15 protein-coding genes are annotated in these 17,130 nt (G+C 71.0%); 7 read left to right on the forward strand and 8 right to left on the reverse strand.

Features of this window, described 5'->3' with window-relative positions; translation table 11 throughout:
- Window positions 1-52 precede the first annotated feature (52 nt).
- Window positions 53-1,228: a nitrate/nitrite transporter gene (locus ACIBQ6_RS41415; protein ID WP_397218513.1), complete on the reverse strand. Its 1,176-nt coding sequence runs from the start codon at window positions 1,226-1,228 to the stop codon at window positions 53-55.
- Window positions 1,229-1,273: 45 nt separating this feature from the next.
- Between ACIBQ6_RS41415 and ACIBQ6_RS41420 the strand changes: the two genes are divergently transcribed.
- Genes ACIBQ6_RS41420 through ACIBQ6_RS41440 form a run of 5 tightly spaced genes read left to right on the forward strand, consistent with a single transcriptional unit; the run spans window position 1,274 to window position 8,284 of the window.
- Window positions 1,274-4,786: a nitrate reductase subunit alpha gene (locus ACIBQ6_RS41420; RefSeq protein ID WP_397218514.1), complete on the forward strand. Its 3,513-nt coding sequence runs from the start codon at window positions 1,274-1,276 to the stop codon at window positions 4,784-4,786.
- The gene (narH, locus tag ACIBQ6_RS41425) at window positions 4,786-6,387 is read left to right on the forward strand and encodes a nitrate reductase subunit beta (protein WP_397218515.1); all 1,602 of its coding nucleotides are present in this window, start codon (window positions 4,786-4,788) and stop codon (window positions 6,385-6,387) included. Before ACIBQ6_RS41420 ends, narH begins: the two co-directional genes overlap by 1 nt.
- Entirely contained in the window at window positions 6,384-6,938 is a 555-nt protein-coding gene (gene narJ / locus ACIBQ6_RS41430) for a nitrate reductase molybdenum cofactor assembly chaperone (protein ID WP_397218516.1), read from the forward strand. The genes narH and narJ overlap by 4 nt, the downstream gene beginning before the upstream one ends.
- The gene (gene narI / locus ACIBQ6_RS41435) at window positions 6,935-7,615 is read left to right on the forward strand and encodes a respiratory nitrate reductase subunit gamma (RefSeq protein ID WP_358294422.1); all 681 of its coding nucleotides are present in this window, start codon (window positions 6,935-6,937) and stop codon (window positions 7,613-7,615) included. The genes narJ and narI overlap by 4 nt, the downstream gene beginning before the upstream one ends.
- 48 nt (window positions 7,616-7,663) lie before the next feature.
- On the forward strand, window positions 7,664-8,284 hold the full coding sequence (locus ACIBQ6_RS41440; RefSeq protein WP_397218517.1) for a phosphotransferase: 621 nt from the start codon (window positions 7,664-7,666) through the stop codon (window positions 8,282-8,284).
- A gap of 54 nt (window positions 8,285-8,338) precedes the next feature.
- Here the strand turns inward: ACIBQ6_RS41440 and ACIBQ6_RS41445 are convergent, their stop codons facing one another.
- A complete protein-coding gene (locus tag ACIBQ6_RS41445) occupies window positions 8,339-8,758 on the reverse strand; it encodes a spore-associated protein A (RefSeq protein WP_358294424.1) in 420 nt (139 codons plus the stop codon).
- Between the two features lie 261 nt (window positions 8,759-9,019).
- On the opposite strand from ACIBQ6_RS41445, the gene ACIBQ6_RS41450 reads away from it, so the two are divergent.
- Window positions 9,020-9,409, forward strand: coding sequence for a VOC family protein (locus ACIBQ6_RS41450; RefSeq protein WP_358294425.1), 390 nt, complete (start codon window positions 9,020-9,022; stop codon window positions 9,407-9,409).
- Between the two features lie 53 nt (window positions 9,410-9,462).
- Here the strand turns inward: ACIBQ6_RS41450 and ACIBQ6_RS41455 are convergent, their stop codons facing one another.
- Window positions 9,463-10,650 (reverse strand): RtcB family protein, encoded by a 1,188-nt coding sequence (locus ACIBQ6_RS41455; protein ID WP_358294426.1) that lies wholly within the window; start codon window positions 10,648-10,650, stop codon window positions 9,463-9,465.
- A gap of 266 nt (window positions 10,651-10,916) precedes the next feature.
- On the opposite strand from ACIBQ6_RS41455, the gene ACIBQ6_RS41460 reads away from it, so the two are divergent.
- Window positions 10,917-11,855, forward strand: coding sequence for an anti-sigma factor RsbA family regulatory protein (locus tag ACIBQ6_RS41460; protein ID WP_397218518.1), 939 nt, complete (start codon window positions 10,917-10,919; stop codon window positions 11,853-11,855).
- A gap of 36 nt (window positions 11,856-11,891) precedes the next feature.
- Here the strand turns inward: ACIBQ6_RS41460 and ACIBQ6_RS41465 are convergent, their stop codons facing one another.
- The 5 genes from ACIBQ6_RS41465 to ACIBQ6_RS41485 all read right to left on the reverse strand — a co-directional run bounded on the left by ACIBQ6_RS41465 (window position 11,892) and on the right by ACIBQ6_RS41485 (window position 17,112).
- Entirely contained in the window at window positions 11,892-13,031 is a 1,140-nt protein-coding gene (locus tag ACIBQ6_RS41465; protein ID WP_397218519.1) for a CU044_5270 family protein, read from the reverse strand.
- Window positions 13,028-13,558 carry an RNA polymerase sigma factor gene (locus ACIBQ6_RS41470; RefSeq protein WP_397218520.1) on the reverse strand — a complete coding sequence of 177 codons (531 nt, stop codon included), beginning with the start codon at window positions 13,556-13,558 and terminating at the stop codon, window positions 13,028-13,030. Before ACIBQ6_RS41470 ends, ACIBQ6_RS41465 begins: the two co-directional genes overlap by 4 nt.
- A 136-nt stretch (window positions 13,559-13,694) precedes the next feature.
- Complete coding sequence (locus ACIBQ6_RS41475) at window positions 13,695-14,435, reverse strand: succinate dehydrogenase/fumarate reductase iron-sulfur subunit (protein ID WP_352352916.1); 741 nt, start codon at window positions 14,433-14,435, stop codon at window positions 13,695-13,697.
- Entirely contained in the window at window positions 14,432-16,357 is a 1,926-nt protein-coding gene (locus ACIBQ6_RS41480) for a fumarate reductase/succinate dehydrogenase flavoprotein subunit (RefSeq protein ID WP_352352917.1), read from the reverse strand. Before ACIBQ6_RS41480 ends, ACIBQ6_RS41475 begins: the two co-directional genes overlap by 4 nt.
- A complete protein-coding gene (locus ACIBQ6_RS41485; protein ID WP_352352918.1) occupies window positions 16,354-17,112 on the reverse strand; it encodes a succinate dehydrogenase cytochrome b subunit in 759 nt (252 codons plus the stop codon). The genes ACIBQ6_RS41480 and ACIBQ6_RS41485 overlap by 4 nt, the downstream gene beginning before the upstream one ends.
- Window positions 17,113-17,130: the final 18 nt, after the last annotated feature.

The following is a 17,130-nucleotide window of genomic DNA, read 5'->3' on the forward strand; positions in this document are numbered from 1 at the left end:
CCGGCAAACGGTTTTTCGCCTGGCTAACGATCGGGCACGCGCCCGCGCCGGGCTAACGATCGGGCACGTGCCTGAACGTGCGCACGGTGTAGAGCAACGTGACCAGGGCGGTCAGCGCGAGCAACAGGTAGCCCACGGTGTACGACCCGGACGCGCCGTAGACGGCCCCCATCACCAGCGGCGGGAAGTACCCGCCGAGCCCGCCGGCCGCGCCCACGAGCCCCGTCACCGTCCCCACCTTCGACGCCTCGACGAGCTCGGCGACCAGGGCGAAGACGCCGCCCGTGCCGAGCCCGAGGAAGAAGGCGATGAGCACGAAGCAGGCCCCGGCGGGCACCTCGGCGGGCGGCCGGAACGACAGCGCGACCGCCATCACGACCGTCCCGGCCAGCGAGATGAGCAGCACCCTGACCGGCCCGATCCGGTCGGACAACGTGCCGCCGATCGGCCGGGCGGCGACGGCGGCGATCGAGAACCCGGCCGCCCGCAGCCCGGCGCCCGTCTGGGCGAAGTGGTAGACGTTCTGGAGCAGGGTAGGCAGGTATGTCGAGAACGCCACGAAGCCGCCGAAGGTGACGGCGTACAGGAAGGCGCACTGCCAGGTGGCCCTGAGCTTCGTGGCCTCGCGCATCCTGGGCAGGGCCGGGGCGGTGGCGGGCGACCAGGCGGGCGAGTCGCGGCTGCCGCCGATCATGATCACGCCCATCAGGGCGAGCACCGCGGCCATGAGCAGGTGGGTCGCGAACCGGCCGAACTCCTCCACCAGGCGGGGGGTGAAGAACGCCGACAGCGCGGTCCCGCCCATGCCGGCGCCGAACACGCCGGTGGCGAACCCTCGGCGGGCGGGCTCGTACCAGGCGTTGACGAACGGGATGCCGATGGCGAACGACGTGCCGGGGACGCCCAGCAGGAAGCCCCAGAACAGCAGCCACCCGTACGACTCGGACCAGCCCACGAACAGGACGGGCACGATCGACACGAAACAGATGACCGCGAACATGCGCCGCCCGCCGAGCCGGTCGGCCAGCACGCCCACCGGGATGCGGCCGAGCGAGCCGACCAGCACCGGGATCGCGACCAGCAGCGAGGTCTGTGTCGCGGACAGGTGCAGCTGCCTGCTGTAACTGCCCGACAGAGGGCCGATGAGGTTCCAGGCCCAGAACGTCACGGCGAAGGCCGCCGTGGCCAGCGCCAGGTTCCGCACCTGACCTTTACGAAGCGCAGACATACACCCTGTGTAACAGAGGGTCACCTTCTGTGATGAAGTGGGGGTATGAGCGCCGAGGATCTCCTGCTGAAGACCGGTCGGTTTCTCCGCAGATCGGCCACCAGTGGTGACCTGCGGACTCTCTACCTGAAAGGCGGCACGGAAGGCGACGCGTTCTACCGCGACCGGTGGAGTCACGACAAGGTGGTGCGCTCGACGCACGGCGTGAACTGCACGGGTTCGTGCTCGTGGAAGGTGTTCGTCAAGGACGGCATCATCACCTGGGAGACGCAGGAGACCGACTATCCGGGCGTGGGCCCCGACCGGCCGGAGTACGAGCCGCGCGGCTGCCCGCGCGGGGCGGCCTTCTCCTGGTACACCTACTCGCCGACCCGGATCCGCTACCCGTACGCGCGGGGGGTGCTGGTCCAGCTCTACCTGGAGGCGCGGGAGCGGCTGGGCGACCCGGTGGCCGCCTGGGCCGAGGTCACCAGCGATCCGGAGAAGCGGGCGAGCTACCAGGGCGCGCGCGGCCGGGGCGGGCTCGTCCGGGTGACCTGGGACCTGGCCGTCGAGATGATCGCCGCGGCGCACGTGCACACCATCCAGGCGTACGGGCCGGACCGGGTCGCGGGGTTCTCGCCCATCCCGGCGATGTCGATGGTCTCGCACGCCGTCGGCTCCCGGTTCGTGTCGCTGATCGGCGGCACGATGCTCTCCTTCTACGACTGGTACGCCGACCTGCCGGTGGCCTCGCCCCAGGTGTTCGGCGACCAGACCGACGTCCCGGAGTCGGCCGACTGGTGGGACGCCGCGTACCTGGTGATGTGGGGCTCCAACGTCCCGGTCACCCGCACGCCGGACGCCCACTGGATGGCCGAGGCGCGCTACCGGGGCCAGAAGGTCGTGGTGGTCTCGCCCGACTACAGCGACGCGGCCAAGTTCGCCGACGAGTTCCTGAGCGTGCGTCCCGGCACGGACGGCGCCCTGGCCATGGCCATGGGCCACGTGCTGCTGAAGGAGTTCTTCGTCGACCGGGAGGTGCCCTACTTCACCGACTACGTCAAGCGCTGCACCGACCTGCCCTTCCTGGTCACGCTGCGCGAGCACGAGGACGCGTACGTGCCGGACAAGTTCCTCACGGCCAAGGACCTGGGCTCGGCGGAGGAGGCGGCCGAGTGGAAGACCGTGCTCATGGCCGGGTCCGGCGAGCCGGTGGTCCCGAACGGCTCGGTCGGCTTCCGCTGGACCGACTCGGGCGAGGGCCGCTGGAACCTCGACCTGGACGTCGACCCGAAGCTCACCCTGCACGGCGGCGAGTCGGCCCAGCTCCTGCTGCCGCGCTTCGACGGCGAGGGCTCCCTGCGCCGCGGCGTGCCGGTCGCCCGCGTCGCCGGACGGCTGGTGACCACGGTGTTCGACCTGCTGCTCGCCCAGTACGGCGTCCCCAGGCCCGGCCTGCCGGGCGTCTGGCCCGGCGGGTACGACGACGCGGCCGAGCCGTACACGCCGGGCTGGCAGGAGCCGGTCACCGGCGTCCCGGCCGAGCGGGTGGTCAAGATCACCCGTGAGTTCGCCAGGACGGCCGAGACCACCCGCGGCCGCTGCATGATCATCATGGGCGCGGGCGCCACCCAGTGGTTCCACGGCGACACCATCTACCGGGCCTTTCTGTCGCTGCTGCTGCTGACCGGCTGCCAGGGGCGCAACGGCGGCGGCTGGGCCCATTACGTCGGCCAGGAGAAGTGCCGTCCGCAGAGCGGCTGGGCGGTGCTGGCCGGCGCGCTCGACTGGTCGCGCCCGCCGCGGCAGGCGCCCGGCACGCCGTACTGGTACCTGCACACCGACCAGTGGCGTTACGACCGGTTCGACGCGGGCGCGCTGACCTCGCCGCTCGGGCCCGGCGCGTTCCGCGGCAGGCACACGGCCGACCTGGTGGCCGAGGCCGTGCGCAACGGCTGGATGCCCATGTCGCCCGCCTTCGACCGCAACCCGCTGGAGCTGGGCGAGCACGAGGACCCCGTGGCGTACACGCTGGAGGAGCTGCGGCGGGGCAGGCTCCGGCACGCCGCCGAGGACCCCGACGCCCCGGCCAACTGGCCGCGGGTGCTGACCCTGTGGCGGTCGAACCTGCTCGGCTCGTCGGCCAAGGGCAACGAGTACTTCCTGCACCACCTGCTCGGCGCCACGTCCAACCTGGAGCACCCCGACCCCGAGGCGCCGAGGGGCAAGCTGGACCTGCTGCTCACGCTCGACTTCCGGATGACGTCCTCGACGGTCTACTCCGACATCGTGCTGCCCGCCGCCACCTGGTACGAGAAGTACGACCTGTCCTCGACGGACATGCACCCGTTCGTGCACGCGTTCAACCCGGCCATCTCGCCGCCCTGGGAGACCAGGACGGACTTCGCCGCCTTCCACGCCATCGCCAGGGCCTTCAGCGCGCTGGCCAAGGAGCGGCTGGGGGTGCGCAAGGACGTCGTGGTGGTCCCGTACCAGCACGACACTCCGGGCGAGACCGGGCAGCCCGGCGGGCGCGCGCCCGGCGCGCCGGAGCCGACGCTGAAGGTGGTCGAGCGCGACTACGGCGCGGTCGCGGAGCAGCTGGCCGCGCTCGGTCCGCTCACCGAGCGGCTCGGCCTCCAGGTCAAGGGCGTGACCTTCATGCCGGACGAGGAGGTCGCCTGGCTCGGCCAGCGCTGCGGCCTGGTGCCGCGCGGCGTGGCCAAGGGCCGCCCCGAGCTGGACACCGACGCCAAGGCGTGCGAGACGATCCTCGCGCTGTCCGGGGTTAGCAACGGCAGGCTGGCCGCCCAGGGCTTCCGCCAGCTCGCCCGGCGCACCGGCCGCAGCTTCGACGACCTGATGGACGAGGGCCACCGCATCGTCTTCGCCGACACCCAGGCGCGGCCCACGCACGTCGCGGCCAGCCCGGAGTGGTCGGGCAAGGAGGCGCACGACCGCCGCTACTCGCCGTTCACGATCAACGTCGAGAACGGCAAGCCCTGGCACACGCTCACCGGCCGCATGCACTTCTTCCTCGACCACGACTGGATGCACGAGTACGGCGAGGCCCTGCCGGTCTACCGCCCGCCGCTGGACATGGCCGAGCTCTTCGGCGAGAGCGCCACCCTGCGCTACCTGACCCCGCACTCCAAGTGGTCGATCCACTCCGAGTACCAGGACAACCTGCTCATGTTGTCGCTGTCGCGCGGCGGCCCGACCATCTGGATGTCCACCGAGGACGCGACCCGGCTCGGCATCGCCGACAACGACTGGATCGAGGCGGTCAACCGCAACGGCGTCGTGGTGGCCAGGGCCATCGTGTCCCACCGCATGCCGCAGGGCACGGTCTACATGTTCCACGCCCAGGACCGCCTGATCGACGTGCCGAAGACGGAGGAGACCGGCCGCCGCGGCGGCATCCACAACGCGCTGACCAGGGTGCTGATCAAGCCCACTCACATGATCGGCGGCTACGCCCAGCTCTCGTACGCCTTCAACTACCTCGGCCCCACGGGCAACCAGCGGGACGAGGTCACCACCATTCGCCGCAGGTCGCAGGAGGTGCGCTACTGATGAAGATCATGGCTCAGATCGCCATGGTGATGAACCTGGACAAGTGCATCGGCTGTCACACCTGTTCCGTCACCTGCAAACAGACCTGGACCAACCGTCCCGGCGTCGAGTACGTCTGGTTCAACAACGTCGAGACCCGTCCCGGCCAGGGCTACCCCCGCCGGTACGAGGACCAGGAACGCTGGCGGGGCGGCTGGAAGCTCGACCGCAGGGGCCGGCTGACACTCCGCGCCGGAGGCCGGTTCCGCAAGCTGGCCACCATCTTCGCCAACCCGCTCATGCCCTCCATCCAGGACTACTACGAGCCCTGGACCTACGACTACGAGAACCTGACCCGGGCCCCGCTGTCCGACGACGTCCCGGTGGCGCCGCCGCGGTCGCTGATCAGCAACGAGCCCATGAAGATCCGCTGGAGCGCGAACTGGGACGACAACCTGGGCGGCGACCCGTCCCCCGACCCGGTGCTGGGGAAGCTGGCGGAGCAGGTCAGGCTGGAGTTCGAGCAGGCGTACATGTTCTACCTGCCGCGCATCTGCGAGCACTGCCTGAACCCGTCCTGCGTGGCCTCGTGCCCGTCGGGGGCCATGTACAAGCGGGCCGAGGACGGGATCGTCCTGGTGGACCAGGACAGTTGCCGGGGCTGGCGGATGTGCGTGACGGGGTGCCCGTACAAGAAGGTGTACTTCAACCACCGGACCGGCAAGGCCGAGAAGTGCACGTTCTGCTACCCGCGGGTCGAGGTGGGGCTGCCGACGGTGTGCTCGGAGACCTGCGTGGGCCGCCTGCGCTACCTCGGGGTGCTGCTCTACGACGCCGACCGGGTGAGCCAGGCCGCCTCGGTGGCCGACGAGCGGGACCTGTACGAGGCCCAGCTCGGCGTCTTCGTCGACCCCGACGACCCGGCGGTGGCCGCGTCGGGGCTGCCCGCCGACTGGATCGAGGCGGCCCGCAGGTCCCCGGTCTACGACCTGATCATGAAATATCGCATAGCGCTCCCCCTTCATCCGGAGTACCGGACGTTGCCGATGGTCTGGTACGTCCCGCCGCTGTCCCCCGTCGTGGACGCCCTGGCGAACACCGGGCACGACGGCGAGGACGCGGACAACCTGTTCGCCGCCATCGAGTCGCTGCGCATCCCCGTGGAGTACCTGGCCGAGCTGTTCACCGCGGGCGATCCCGTCCCGGTGACGGCCGCGCTGCGCCGTCTGGCCGCGATGCGCTCGTACATGCGGGGGGTCAACCTGGGGCAGGAACCGGTCCTGCCGGACACCGGCCTGACCGAGGACGACATCAGGTCCATGTACCGCCTGCTGGCCCTGGCCAAGTACGAGGAGCGGTACGTGATCCCGACCGCGTACGGCAACGTGCCCGGCGTGGTCGAGGAGGCCGGCTGCAGCCTCGACTACTACGGCGGCCCCGGCATGCAGGCCCCCTTCGGGGAGGCGTCGGGCAAGCCGCTGCCGGTCTCCGTCGAGTCCTTCCACGGCCTCAAGGACCGCCAGACCAGCGACGAGATCACCCATGACCGGGTGAACCTCCTCAACTGGGACGGCCGGGGCATGCCAGCAGGACTCTTCCCGCCGAAAAAGGGAAAATCATGAACAAGGCTGTGATCTGGCAGGCCGCCGCGCACCTGCTCGCCTACCCCGACGAACGTTTCCACCGCCGCCTGCCGCTGATCAAGGAGGCCGCCGAGCCGCACTTCGCGGCGTTCCTGGCGCGGATCGCGGACATGGACGCGGGCGACCTGGCCGCGCACTACGTCGACACGTTCGACCTGCACCGGCGCTGCTGCCTCTACCTGACCTACTACACCGACGGCGACACCCGCCGCCGCGGGGCGTCCCTGGCCGCGCTCAAACAGCGTTACCGCGTGGCCGGCTGGGAGCTGATGGACGACGAGCTGCCCGACTTCCTGCCGGTCGTGCTGGAGTTCGCGGCGCTCGACCCGTCCGGGGCGGCGCTGCTGCGGGAGCATCGCATCGGGCTCGATCTGCTGCTGTCCGCCCTGACCGAGCTGGACTCGCCGTACGCGGAGGTGATCGGGGTGGTGTGCGCGGCCCTGCCGCCGCCCACGGCCGCCGAACGCGCCGCGGCGCACCGCCTGGCCGCCGGAGGACCGCCCGCCGAGACGGTGGGAGGGTACCGGTGAGCTGGGGCGAGAGCATGTTGTGGGTGGTCGCGCCGTACGTCACCCTGGTGATCTTCATCGGCGGCCTGATCTGGCGCTACCGGTACGACAAGTTCGGCTGGACCACCCGGTCGTCGCAGCTCTACGAGAGCCCGCTGCTGCGCGTGGCCAGCCCGGTGTTCCACTACGGCCTGATCTTCGTGATCATCGGGCACGTGACCGGCCTGCTCGTCCCGCTCTCCTGGACGGACGCGATCGGCGTGTCGAACGAGGCGTACCACGCCAACGCCCTGATCTGGGGCGGCCTGGCCGGGCTGGCCACGCTGGCGGCGCTGGTCCTGCTGGTCTACCGCCGCCGCACGAACGGGCCCGTCTTCCTGGCCACGACGAAGAACGACAAGACCATGTACGTGGTGCTCGCCGCGTCGATCGTCGCGGGCGTGGTGACGACGGTGGCGGGGTTCGTGCCGAGCGAGGTGAGCTACCGGACGACGGTCGCCCCCTGGTTCCGCGGCGTCTTCGTGCTCGACCCGGACGCCACCGCGATGGGGCACGCGAGCATCCTTTACAAGGTGCACACCGTGATCGGGATGGCGTTGTTCGTGCTTTTCCCGTTCAGCCGCCTCGTGCACGCCCTTTCGGCGCCGATCACCTATTTGTTCCGCCCTTACATCGTGTATCGGGCCCGGTCCCGATAGCGCGCCGCGCCGCCCGGAACGGGGGCCGGTGCGTCAGAATCGTTGGCTGTGGAGCACGGGTACACCAACAGCACGGTCGGCGACGGCGCTCTGGTCGTCAAGTGTTACCAGGGCCCGGAGGCCGCCTTCAGGCTGGGCACGGAGAGCAGATACCTGCGCCGGCTGCGCGGCCGGCTGCCGGTGCCGCGCGTGCACCAGATCACCGCCACGAGCCTGACCACCCGCTTCGTGGCCGGCGCCCACGGCCAGGACCTGCTGGACGAGGGCCGCGCCGCCGAGGTGCTGGCCGAGTGCGGCCGCGTCCTGGCCCGCATCCACCGCCTCGGCATCGTGCACGGCGACTACGGGCCCCAGAACCTGCTGTTCGACCCCGCCACGTTCGAGACCACCGCGATCCTCGACTGGGAGTGGGCCCATCCGGGCCGGCCGGTGGAGGACCTCGCCTGGTGCGAGTGGATCGTCCGCAGCCACCACCCCGAGCACGTCCCCCTGCTGCCGCGCTTCTTCGACGCCTACGGCGGCCTGGTGCCGTCCTGGGCCGAGCGGCAGGCGTCGATGGTGGCGCGCTGCCGCGACCTGCTGGAGTTCTGCGGCCGGTGGGAGCCGGGCGGGGGCGGCGAGAAGTTGTGGCGCGAACGCCTCGACCGCACCGCCGCCTGGAGCGCCTGACGCGTCCCGCGGCGCCCGAGCCCCGGGAGCGAGGCCCGGACGTCCTGACGGGGATCAGCCGCAGTGGCTCCAGCCGCTGGTCCACACGTACGGCGACTCGTCCCACGCGCCGCCCCACTTGACGCAGGTGTCCACGGCCGACAGGATCACCGGCCCGGCGTACGACTTGAACTCACCGGCGTCGGTCTTGGTCGCGCCGCCCTGCACGCTCAGCGTCGCCCGCATCCACCGCGTGTACGGCGTCTTGTTGACCGTCACCACGCAGTTCTTGCCGGTGCCGGAGTTGTAGGACAGGTAGATCGTGCCCAGCGCCGTGCTGCCGGACTTGAACGGGTGCGAGTCGATGACGCGGAACCCGGACCCGCACACGCCGGCCGGGTCCACGGCGGCGACGGCGGCCTGTGCGGGCAGGGCGGCGGCCAGACCGCAGGCGAGCACGCCCGCGGCGAAGAGCGTCTTGGTGATCGTGCGCATGTTCATCCTTACTGTCGCTCTTGAACGCCCGTCAGCTTCGCGCAGCGAGTGATCAAGAAAGCGAACAGCAGGCGAACAACACACAAATGCGATTTCGGTTCCCCCGTAATCCACGGCCTTCCGGCTCGTCCCGGGGGCGACCGCGCAGGTGCGGCGGGGTCATCCCAGCGCCGCGGCGAGCCGCGTGATCTCCGCCACAGCGGCGCCGAGACCGGGCAAGTCTCCTGCGACATGCGCCCTGCTTTGGGGCAGGATCCCACCATGGTGTCGGTACTGCAGAATGTCGCGATCGACTGCGCGGATCCGTACGAGCTCGCCCGGTTCTGGAGCGAGGTGACCGGCTGTCCCGTGCATCCGGAGGACCGCCCGGGTGACGAGGAGACGCGGGTGATGCTGAAGGAGGGCCCGATCCTGCACTTCAACAAGGTGCCGGAGCCGAAGGCGGCCAAGAACCGGCTGCATCTGTGCCTGCGTCCCGACTCCACGCGCGACGAGGAGGTCGAGCGCCTGGTGCGCCGGGGCGCCACCCTGATCGCCGACCTGCGTGAGCCGGACGGCACCGGCTGGGCGGTGCTCGCCGACCCCGAGGGCAACGAGTTCTGCGTCCTGCGCAGCGCCGCGGAGCGCGCCGGGACGGCCCCGCACCCCTGAGCCGTCCCGCGTGACCGCGCACCCGCACGGCCCGTCTCAGGGCCGTGCGGGCCTCAGCCCTTGATGGAGATGAGCTGCCGCAGGTGCGCCACGACCTCCACCAGGTCCCGCTGCGCGGCCATCACCGACTCCAGGTCCTTGTACGCCCCCGGGATCTCGTCGATCACCCCGGGATCCTTGCGGCACTCGACCCCGAACGTCTGCTCCTCCAGGTCCTTGACCGTGAACGTCTTCTTGGCCTTGGTCCTGCTCATCTTCCGGCCGGCCCCGTGCGAGGCCGAGTTGAACGCCCGCGGGTTCCCCAGCCCCTTCACGATGTACGTGCCGGTGGCCATCGAGCCCGGGATGATCCCCAGGTCCCCGCTGCCCGCCCGGATCGCCCCCTTACGGGTGACGAGCACGTCCACCCCGTCGTAGCGCTCCTCGGCCACGTAGTTGTGGTGGCAGGAGATGGGCTGGTCGAAGCCGATGCCCGGCAGGTGACGGCGCAGGACGTCGCAGACCAGGCCCATCATCAGCGCCCGGTTGCGGCGCGCGTAGTCCTGGGCCCAGTACAGGTCGCGGCGGTAGGCGTCCATCTCCGGGGTGTGGCCGAGGAACACCGCCAGGTCCCGGTCCACCAGGCCCTGGTTGTGGGAGAGGCGGCGGGCCACCCCGATGTGGTGCTCGGCCAGTTCCTTGCCGATGTTGCGCGACCCGGAGTGCAGGACCACCCACACCCAGCCCTCGTCGTCGGCGCACACCTCCAGGAAGTGGTTGCCGCCGCCGAGCGTGCCCATCTGCGCCTCGGCCCGCTCGCGGCGGGCGTGGACGGCCGGGGCCAGGTCGTCGAACTCGCGCCAGAACTCCGCCCACCCGGCCGTCCGCATCCCGTGCACCTTGCCGGGATCGACGGGCCGCTTGTGGTGCTGGAAGCCGACGGGGACCGCCTGCTCCAGCTTCCCCCGCAGGTAGGCCAGGTTGTCGGGAAGCTGCGACGCCTTGTACGACGTCTTCACGGCCGTCATCCCGCAGCCGATGTCCACCCCGACGGCCGCCGGCGACACCGCGTCCTTCATCGCGATGACCGACCCGACCGTCGCCCCCTTGCCGTGGTGCACGTCGGGCATGACGGCGACGCCATGGACCCAGGGCAGGTTGGCCACGTTCCGCAACTGCTGCATCGCCTGCGGCTCCACCGTCTCCGGCTCCGCCCACATCCGCAGCGGATGCCTGGTCCCGCTCACCTCGTTGTACGCCATGTCGCCTCCTCCCGGCCGCCTTCATGAACACGATCTATCTGGCCAGACACGACATACCCCCTGCAACCGATTTAGTACGGCCCCCGCCCCCGAAGATCTTGGCAAGCCCGGTCCGGGTCCGTGCTCCATTGGCTATGGTGACCGTGGTGTGCCGACATACACCCTGTATGCGCGCACCCGGGAGATATACCGTTGAGAACGGCCCGACCCCTCCAACCGATCGTGGCCGGGCAGCAACTCGCCGTCGCGGAGAAAACGGGGCGCACATGATCGCCGTCGCCGACCAGCCGGACGAGTATCCGCTGGTCCACCAGGCGCTGGTCTACTCCACCGACGCCGGCTTCCTGGCCGCGGCCGTGCCCTTCTGCCGCGACGGGCTGGCCGCGCGGGACAGGGTGCTCGTGGTGACCACGGCCGCCAACATCGGCCTGCTCGCGCGGGCCCTCGGCGGCGACGCGGGCGAGGTCGAGTTCGTCGAGGCCGGCGGCTGGTACGACGCCCCGGGCCGGACCCTGGCCGCCTACGGCCGCTACCTCGACGCCCATCCCCGCGTCAGGGTGATCGGCGAGCCCGTCTGGCACGGCCGCACCCCGGTCGAGGAGGCCGAGTGGACCCGGTACGAATCGGTGCTCAACGCCGCGTTCGCCGCCCGCGCGGCCTGGATGGTCTGCGCCTTCGACGCCCGCGCGGTGCCGGACCGGGTCGTCGGCGGCGCCCGCCGGACCCATCCGGGGCTGCTGACCGGTGACGGCCCCCGTGCCAGCACCGACTACGTCGAGCCCGAGTCCTTCAGCCACGCCTCCGACCACGACCCGCTGCCGCCTCCGCCGTCCGGGGCCGCCGACCTGCGCTTCGACGGCGACCTGCACCGCGTGCGCCGGCACGTGCGGGCGACCGCCGAACGGCTCGGCCTGTCCCGCGCCCTGACCGACCGCCTGCTGCTGACCGTCAACGAGGTCGCCGCCAACGCCGTCGAGCACGGCGGCGGGCACGGCGACCTCGCGATCTGGACCGACGGGAACGCCGTCGTGTGCGACGTGACTGACCCGGGCAAGCTGACGGCCGTCCTGCCCGGTTACCTGCCGCCCGCCCCGACCGCCCTGCGCGGGCACGGCCTGTGGGTGGTGCGCCAGCTCTGCGACCTGCTCCAGGTGCGTTCCGAGCCGGCCGGGACCCGCTTCCGCCTGCACCTGCTGCGCGACTGACGGCACGGGCCGCCGCGGGGGCTGCTCGGCCGGGCCTCAGCGCTTGGGGCCGGCGTCCGTCCAGCCGGCCTCCAGGACGGCCTCGGAGCTCGACACCGCGCCCGGCTCAAGTCCTCCCCGCTGCCCGCGCGGCTCGACCAGCACGGTCTCGGTGCCCAGCGCCCGCCCGGTGGCCTCGTCGAAGATCAGGCGGCTCTCCCGCAGCCCGGTCCTGTCGTCCTCCTGCTGGATGGCCGCGGCCGTGCCGGTGCGGCCCTCGGCGTCGGTGACGTTCTCGATGACCTTGACGGAGTCGAGCCCGGCCAGCATGCGGAAGGCGGCCCCGCGCACCTGCGGCGTCACCGGCATGTCGACGATCAGTCCGACGCTGACGGTGAACAGCCAGACGTCGGAGGACATCTCCACGCTGGACGACTCGGTCGAATGCCCGTCGTAGCTGTCGAGCAGCCACTTCTTCAGCTTCGCCGGCTCGTCCGGCAGGCCGCGCAGGTCCTTCATCGTGACGTTGCGGCCGAGCCAGAACACCTTGTCGCCGTCCACCAGGGGGGTGTGGCTGGTCGTGGGCTTGCCTTCCGAGGTCGGCAGGCGCAGCCGGCTCAGCTTCTTCACGGGCGGCACCACCTCGATCTCGCCGGGCGAGCCGGCCCGCTCCCAGGCCAGCCGGTCGGCCTCGGTCGCGGGCAGCGCGCCGAGCCGCTGTTGGCGGCTCCACTGCTCGCCGCCGGTGGCGCGCGGCGTCCACTCCTCGTTCCGCTCCCGGTCCACCACCAGGTAGCCGCCCTGGACGGCCGGGTAGACGTACCTGCTCACCGACGAGGTGTACCACCAGGCGCCGGTGCGGTCGGGCTGCCGGTCGGCCTTCTCCGCGGCGGCCAGCAGCACCTCCCTGGCCGACAGCGTGACCTTGCGCGGCGTCGCCGACGCGCTCTGCCCGGCCTGCGGAGCCTGCTTCCTGGGCGCCGGAGCCGCGTTCCCCGCCACCACGACGGCCACCGCGGTCGCCCCCGCCGCCAGGGCCGCGAGCCCCCACACCGGCCGTACGGCCGTGCGCCGGCGCCGGGATCCGCGCGGCCCGGACATGGCGTGCGCGAGCTCGGCGGCCCTGGTGTGCTCGTCCACCGGCCGGTCGCCGAGGTGCGCGGGCCGCGCGGCCCGGAGTTCGTCCATCGGGTTCATGACCACTCCTCGCTGAGGTTGCGCACGTAGGGACGGGACGGTTCGGCGGACTCCATGGCTCGCGTGAGCCGCTTGCGGGCCCGGTGCAGCCGGACGCGGAAGGCCGCCGACGAGCAGCCGACGACCCGGGCGCCCTCCTTGGGCGACAGCCCGTGCCAGGCGACCAGCATCAGCACCTCCCGGTCGTCCTCGTGCAGCTCGGCCAGCGCCCGCAGCACGCCCATGCGCTCGGTCACCTGCTCGGCCACGTCCGGGCGGCCGTCCTCGGTCCACGAGCTCAGCTCGGCGGCCAGCGCGTCCCTGCGCGCCTGCGAGCGGGCGTCGTCGCGCAGGAGGTTGCGCGCCACGCCGAGCAGCCACGGCAGCGGCGGCTCCGGCACGTCGTCCAGCCGCCGCCACGCGATGGCGAACGTCTCGCTCACCACCTCGTCGGCCACCTGCCCGCCCGCGCGACTGACCGCGTAGGCCCACACCCGTTGTCGGCATTCGTCGTACATGCCGGTGAAACGGTGGGAATCATCCGTCACCGCGCAGCCCCTTCGTCCCTGATGCGTGCTTCTGACACCGGGAAGTGGTGGGAACGGCCGTGTTGTTACAGCTTGCCGGAAAAAGCAGAAGCCCCGCCCCCGGTGGCGTTCCGGGGCGGGGCCTGCTCGACCTCGCCTACTTGGCGTTGGCCTTGAGGTAGTCGCTGTTCATCTGGGCGATCGTGTCCAGCGGGATGCCCTTGGGGCAGACCGCCGTGCACTCGCCGGTGTTCGTGCAGCCGCCGAAGCCCTCGGCGTCCATCTGGTCCACCATGGCCTTCGCGCGGGTCAGGCGCTCGGGCTGGCCCTGGGGCAGCAGGCTGAGGTGGGTGATCTTGGCGGCGGTGAACAGGGAGGCCGAGCCGTTCGGGCAGGCGGCCACGCAGGCGCCGCAGCCGATGCAGGTCGCGGCGTCGAACGCGGCGTCGGCGTCCTCCTTGCGCACCGGGACGCTGTGCGCGTCCGGGGCCGAGCCGGCCGGCACCGAGACGAAGCCGCCCGCCTGGATGATGCGGTCGAACGCGCTGCGGTCCACGACCAGGTCCTTGACCACCGGGAACGGCGCGGCGCGCCACGGCTCGATGGTGATCTCGGCGCCGTCCTCGAAGTGGCGCATGTGCAGCTGGCAGGTCGTCGTGGCGCGCTGCTCGCCGTGCGCCACGCCGTTGATGACCATGCCGCACATGCCGCAGATGCCCTCGCGGCAGTCGTGGTCGAAGGCGATCGGGTCGTCGCCCTCCAGGATCAGCCGTTCGTTCAGCACGTCCAGCATCTCCAGGAACGACATGTCCGGGGACACGTCCTCCACCCGGTACGTCACCATGCGCCCGGCGTCCGAGGGGGCGCTCTGACGCCAGACCTTGAGGGTCAGGTTCACTTGTAGCTCCGCTGGGTCATCTTGACGTACTCGTACTCGAGCGGTTCCTTGTGCAGCACCGTCTCGCCGGAGGGCGTGCGCTCCCAGGCCGAGACGTGCGCGAAGTGCTCGTCGTCGCGCAGGGCCTCGCCGTCGGGGTCCTGCGACTCGGCGCGGAAGTGGCCGCCGCAGGACTCGGTGCGGACGAGGGCGTCCAGGCACATGAGCTCGGCCAGGTCGAAGAAGTCGGCGACGCGGCCGGCCTTCTCCAGCACCTGGTTCAGCTCCTCGGCGGTGCCGGACACCTTGACGTTCTTCCAGAACTCCTCGCGCAGCTCGGGGATGCGCTCAAGGGCCTTGCGCAGCGACTCCTCGGTGCGCTCCATGCCGCAGTAGTCCCACATGAGCTTGCCCAGCTCGCGGTGGAAGGAGTCGGGGGTGCGGGTGCCGTTCACCGACATCAGGCGGTCGATCCGGGTCCGGACCTTGATCTCCGCCTCGGCCACGGCCTCCTCGTCCACCTCGCCGTACGGGCCGTTGGCCAGGTAGTCGCCGATCGTGGTGGGCAGCACGAAGTACCCGTCGGCCAGGCCCTGCATCAGCGCCGAGGCGCCGAGCCGGTTCGCGCCGTGGTCGGAGAAGTTGGCCTCACCGATCACGAACAGGCCGGGGATCGTGGACTGCAGGTCGTAGTCCACCCACAGGCCGCCCATCGTGTAGTGGACGGCGGGGTAGATGCGCATCGGCACGTCGTACGGGTTCTCGCCGGTGATGCGCTCGTACATCTCGAAGAGGTTGCCGTACTTCTTCTCCACGGCGTCGCGGCCGAGCCGGCCGATGGCGTCGCGGAAGTCGAGGTAGACGCCCAGCCCGCCGGGGCCGACGCCGCGGCCCTCGTCGCAGACGTTCTTGGCGGCGCGGGAGGCGATGTCACGCGGGACGAGGTTGCCGAAGGCCGGGTAGATGCGCTCCAGGTAGTAGTCGCGCTCCTCCTCCGGGATGTCGCCGGGGGCCCGGTCGTCGTCCTTGCGCAGCGGCACCCACACGCGGCCGTCGTTGCGCAGCGACTCCGACATCAGCGTCAGCTTCGACTGGTACTCGCCGGAGACCGGGATGCAGGTCGGGTGGATCTGCGTGTAGCACGGGTTGGCGAAGTACGCCCCGCGCTCGTGCGCCCGCCAGATGGCCGTCGTGTTGCAGCCCTTGGCGTTCGTGGACAGGAAGAACACGTTGCCGTAGCCGCCGGTGGCCAGCACCACGGCGTCGGCCAGGTGCCGCTCGATCTCGCCGGTCACCATGTCGCGCACGATGACGCCGCGCGCCCGGCCGTCGGAGACGATCAGGTCGAGCATCTCGTGGCGGGTGTGCATCTCCACGGTCCCGGCCGCGATCTGCCGCTCCAGCGCCTGGTAGGCGCCCAGCAGGAGCTGCTGGCCCGTCTGGCCGCGGGCGTAGAACGTGCGGGAGACCTGGGCGCCGCCGAACGAGCGGGTGTCCAGCAGGCCGCCGTACTCGCGGGCGAACGGCACGCCCTGGGCCACGGCCTGGTCGATGATGTTCACCGACACCTGGGCCAGGCGGTAGACGTTCGACTCGCGGGCGCGGAAGTCGCCGCCCTTGACCGTGTCGTAGAAGAGCCGGTAGATCGAGTCGCCGTCGCCGCGGTAGTTCTTGGCGGCGTTGATGCCGCCCTGGGCGGCGATGGAGTGGGCGCGCCGGGGCGTGTCCTGGTAGCAGAACGACTTGACGTTGTAGCCCAGCTCGCCCAGGGTCGCCGCGGCCGAGCCGCCCGCCAGTCCGGTGCCGACGACGATCACGTTGAGCTTGCGCTTGTTGGCCGGGTTGACCAGCTTGGCGCTGAACTTCCGCTTCTCCCACCGCTCCTCGATGGGACCGGCGGGCGCCTTGGTGTCCCGGATCTCCGAGCCTTCGGTGTACTTCACTTCACAACTCCGAACGTGATGGCGAGGGGCGGGGCCAGGAAGCCGACGACCAGGACCGCCGAGACGAGGGCGGCCGTCAGGCGCAGGCCGCGGTAGCGGCTGCGGTTGGCCCAGCCCAGCGTCTGGAAGGCGCTCCAGATGCCGTGCCGCAGGTGCAGGCCGACCATGACGACGGCCACGAGGTAGATGAGGGTCACCCACCAGCGGGACGGGTCGAAGCCGGCGACCATGCGGTCGGCGGGCTCGGAGTCGAAGCCCTTGGGGTTGACGACGCCGAAGGTCAGGTCGAGCAGGTGCCAGATCACGAACAGCAGGATCGTCAGGCCGCCGAACCGCATGATGTGCGTGGCGTAGCCGTTGGCCTGCGACTTCTTGGCCACGTACTTGACCGGACGGGCCTTGGCCGCCTTGCGCGCCAGCGAGATCGCGGCCCACATGTGCAGCACGACCGAGACGACGAGCCCGATCTCCAGGATCGTCAGCACCGTCCGGTACGGCGCGATGGGCTCAAGGAGCGTGCGCAGCGCGACGGCGTACTCGTTGAACGAGTCCTTGCCGAGGAAGATCTTCAGGTTGCCCAGCATGTGCAGGACGAGGAAGGACACCATCACGGCGCCCGTGACGGCCATGACGACTTTCTTGCCGTTCGACGAGCTCAGGAACCGGCTCGGCTTCTTGGACGTCGGTGCGGGCGAGGCACCCTTGGGGGCGTTAACAGGCGCGGTGGCGGCGCCGCGCTCTATCGTGGCAGTCACGTTTGAACGCTAGGTATC

The organism is Nonomuraea sp. NPDC049655 (assembly GCF_044465465.1).
In the GTDB taxonomy this organism is placed as follows: Bacteria; Actinomycetota; Actinomycetes; order Streptosporangiales; family Streptosporangiaceae; genus Nonomuraea.

What these genes read in the sequence shown, in the direction of transcription:
- ACIBQ6_RS41415 (WP_397218513.1), bottom strand. Translation starts at nt 1,228, where the DNA reads ATGTCTGCGCTTCGTAAAGGTCAGGTGCGGAACCTGGCGCTGGCCACG.
- ACIBQ6_RS41420 (WP_397218514.1), top strand. Translation starts at nt 1,274, where the DNA reads ATGAGCGCCGAGGATCTCCTGCTGAAGACCGGTCGGTTTCTCCGCAGA.
- narH (WP_397218515.1), top strand. Translation starts at nt 4,786, where the DNA reads ATGAAGATCATGGCTCAGATCGCCATGGTGATGAACCTGGACAAGTGC.
- narJ (WP_397218516.1), top strand. Translation starts at nt 6,384, where the DNA reads ATGAACAAGGCTGTGATCTGGCAGGCCGCCGCGCACCTGCTCGCCTAC.
- ACIBQ6_RS41445 (WP_358294424.1), bottom strand. Translation starts at nt 8,758, where the DNA reads ATGCGCACGATCACCAAGACGCTCTTCGCCGCGGGCGTGCTCGCCTGC.
- ACIBQ6_RS41450 (WP_358294425.1), top strand. Translation starts at nt 9,020, where the DNA reads ATGGTGTCGGTACTGCAGAATGTCGCGATCGACTGCGCGGATCCGTAC.
- ACIBQ6_RS41455 (WP_358294426.1), bottom strand. Translation starts at nt 10,650, where the DNA reads ATGGCGTACAACGAGGTGAGCGGGACCAGGCATCCGCTGCGGATGTGG.
- ACIBQ6_RS41460 (WP_397218518.1), top strand. Translation starts at nt 10,917, where the DNA reads ATGATCGCCGTCGCCGACCAGCCGGACGAGTATCCGCTGGTCCACCAG.
- ACIBQ6_RS41465 (WP_397218519.1), bottom strand. Translation starts at nt 13,031, where the DNA reads ATGAACCCGATGGACGAACTCCGGGCCGCGCGGCCCGCGCACCTCGGC.